This window comes from Nocardioides sp., from assembly GCF_034670285.1.
Classification (GTDB): domain Bacteria; phylum Actinomycetota; class Actinomycetes; order Propionibacteriales; family Nocardioidaceae; genus Nocardioides.
The window spans coordinates 1-3437 of the sequence record NZ_JAXMNS010000399.1 but is presented as its reverse complement, the minus strand read 5'-3'; the positions used below and the strand labels follow the sequence as shown (position 1 = coordinate 3437).

Here is a 3437-nt window from a genome sequence, read left to right as displayed (position 1 = left end):
CCTGCTCCGGCAGAGGGCGTGTGCTGGGTGCTACGACTAACCGACCTTGATCGTGACGCGCTTCTTCACCCGGGTGAAGAGCGAGCCATCGCCCTGGTAGACGACCTTGACCTTGGTCTTCTTCTTCGTCAGTCGGTCGAGCTTCAGCCTGGTCGTGCCCTCGGTGAGCGTCTTGAAGACCTTCTCACCGCCGTACTTGAAGAGGACGTCGCCAGTGACCGTGGCGTTGATGGCCTTCAGCGCGACCCTGATGACGGGGCGGTCACCTCGGTCGGCCTTCTTCGGAGCACGCACCTTCAGGTTCGGCTCCTGCTTCACGACCTTCACCTTCACCGTCGTGCCGCTCGGCGCGACCGCGTCGTCGCCGAGGTAGCTGACGTCGAGGGTGTAGATGCCGGTCTCCTGGAAGCGACCGGTCGGCACCACGACCGTGCCGTCGCTCAACGTGGCGTCGTTGAGCTTCTCGCCGTCGAGGCTCAGCTCGACCTGGCCCGTGGGCGTGGTGTCGTCAGCACTGACCGACACCGCGACCGTCGTCCCGGTGAGCACGGGGACCTTCGCCGAGGCCACGCTGGCCGAGACCGTCGAGGGCGCCGGAGTCGGGGTCGGGGTCGGGGTCGGCGTCGGGGTCGGGGTGGGCGTCGGAGTCGGAGTCGGGGTGGGCGTCACACCGAGGTCGAGACCGACGACCACCGGGTCGTGGTCGGAGGAGCGGTAGGCGTTCGGCTCGTAGAGGGCCAGCGCCGAGGACTCGCGCTCGAACGTCGCCTCCCCCGCGTCACGCACGTCGTCGTTGTAGTCGAAGAGCGGGTTCTCGTCGGCGTTGATCTTCCAGCCACCGGCCCCGGTGACCTGGTCCTGCAGGCTCGCAGTGGCCAGGGCGTGGTCGAGATGACCGAGCAGGCCGTCGAACAGGTAGCCGTAGGACTCGAGGCCCTCGAACTGCTCGAGCAGGTCGACGAAGCCCTCGTCCTCGAGCGCGGTGATCGGGCGCTCCTGCGAGTAGGAGTTCAGGTCGCCAATGACCAGGAAGTCGGGGTCGCCGCTGCCGGTGGGGTCGGTGGCCAGGAAGTCGGCCAGCGCCTCGGCGGCCGCGGTCCGGGTTCCGTCGCAGTTGCCGGACCCGTCAGCGGGCGAGTCATCGCCCGTGCCGCAGCTCGAGCCCTTGCTCTTCAGGTGGTTGACCGCGATGGTGACGCGCTCGTCGGTCGCGTTCTCCTCGAAGGTCTGGATCAGCGCCGGCCGGTTGCGGCCGTCGTCGAACCTGGCGTCGTCCGCCGAGGTCAGCAGGTCGAATTCTCCGACCGGGGAGACCGTGGTGGTGTCGTAGACGAACGCCTGCTTGATGGCGTCGGTGCCGATGAAGCCGGTGTCGATGGAGTCGTAGGCGCCCGGTGCCGTGGCGGCGTTGAGCGCGTCGACGATCTGCTGCGTGGCAAGACCCTGGTCGTTCTGGATCTCGATGAGGCCGAAGACGTCGGCGTCGATGGTCTTCAGCGCGGCCACGATCTTGTCCAGCTGACGCTCCCGCTCGGACTCCGAGTCGGCGCCGCGGCAGTCGTCGGTCCCGTCCGGTCCACACGGGCCCGAGCTGTTCGACGAGGTCTCGTCGATGGTCGCGAAGTAGTTCAGGACGTTGAAGCTGGCCACCTTCAGGCGACCGCCGACCTCCTCCGGTGCGACCGGACGGGGGTTGGCCGACTCGAACGAGTAGTCCGCGCCCGCCACCGGGCGCAGCTTCCAGGCCCCGAAGGCGTACTCCATGACGCCGGTCAGGTCGGTGATCGTGTCGCCGCCGCGGAAGTAGTTGCCCGTGCTGAGCCCCGGGGTCGGGTAGTAGTACGGCTCGTTGTCCAGGGGGCCGGAGGTCGCAGCGTTCTGGCTGTTGCTGTCGTCGTCCAGGACGATCTGGCGCGTGGCCAGGTCGGCCAGGAAGGCCTCGTAGCCGGCCACGCTGGGCTCGTTGGTCTGGGTGAACTGGTAGTCCCGCTCGACGGCGGTGAGCACGATCTCACCGAAGCGCGCCTGGTTGAAGTACTCGCTGACCGCGAGCGTGGTCGAGATCGAGGTGCGCATGCCCTCGACGTTCTCGAACGTCGCGGACTCCTCGGTCGAGGCGTCTGCCGGCAGCGAGACGATCGCCGGGGTCGGCAGGGTGTCGGTGCCGAGGAGCTCGAAGGCCCCATCGCCGAAAGCGGCATCGATCTGGGTCGTGCCGAAGGTCTCCGCGACCTCACCGGAGACCCGCATCCGGTCCCCGGCGGTCAAGCCCTCGGGGCAGTCGTTGCGGCAGAAGACGTAGAGGCCCTCGGACGTCGTCGAGTTGTCGTCTGAGTCGACGTCCTCCTCTTGGAGGAAGAAGCCGTCGGTGACGTCGTTGGAGGTGATCACCGAGGTCACGACCGCCTCGACGTTCACCCGCTCCCCGACGAGCGGGGAGGAATCGCCGTCACCCTGGATCGTGCTGATCAGGGTGACCGCGTCCTGGTCGCTGACCACGACGGTGAGTGTGCAGGTCGCGGTCTGGGCCGGAGCGTCGTCGGTGCCGAGCTCGACCTCCACCTCGTAGGTGCCGTCAGGCGTGGTGCTGTCGACGTTGAGGGTCGCGGTGCCGGGTTCGCCGTCAGCGGTGGACGGCGTGAAGCCGTCGAGCGTGATGCCCACGACGTCGGCGGAGGTGATCCCCGCACTCACGATCCGGCTGTCGGCGTCCGTCGCCGAGACCTCGCGGGAGCCGCTGGCGTCGGTGTCGACGGCCAGCGCGTCCGCGCCACAGTCAGCAACCGGCTGAGCCGGGCCACTGGTGCCGGTGAAGGTCTGACCCGTGTTGATCGCGCCGGGGCTCTCGGCGACGGGCCCGGTCCAGGTGAAGTCGCCGTACGTCGCGCCCGTGCCCGTGAGCTGCAGAGACTCGCCGGCCAACGTGGTGCTGCTCTCGACCACGCCGATGTCGGTGCTGGTCACGCCGTCCGCGGCGCCACCCACGCCGGCGAACGATCCGCCGTAGGAGAGGAACTGCACCAGGGCGCCGCTCGCGTCGGCCAGCGCCACCCCGTCCGGCGACCCGTTCTGAATGCCGCTGATGGCGAAGGACTGGACCTGGTCGGAGCCGGTCAGGTTCGTCGAAGGTCCGTAGACCGCACCGCCGTTGCCGTTGTAGAGCACGATGCTCCAGCCGGTCAGGTCCTGACCCGAGGGGTTGGCGATCTCGACGAACTCTCCGACGTCGGTGCTGGTGTTGTCGTAGTGGATCTCGTTGATGAAGACGGATGAGGCGACCGCGGGCTGAGCCGAGGCCGGTGTGGCAGTGGCGGTGACGGCGAGAGCGCCGGCCACCAGACCGAGAAGTGCGGCAGCGGACGAGCCGCGGCGCCGTGCGAGAGGTGAGAACACCGAGTGACAGCCCTTCGAGGGTGGAGGAACGGGCGAAGCAGCAG

At 68.5% G+C, this 3437-nt stretch carries 1 protein-coding gene; it reads right to left on the bottom strand.

Annotation, left to right across the window (positions count from 1 at the left end; translation table 11 throughout):
- Nucleotides 1-36: 36 nt before the first annotated feature.
- A complete protein-coding gene (locus tag VOI19_RS16585; protein WP_323794068.1) occupies nt 37-3393 on the bottom strand; it encodes an ExeM/NucH family extracellular endonuclease in 3357 nt (1118 codons plus the stop codon).
- Between the last annotated feature and the right edge of the window lie 44 nt (nt 3394-3437).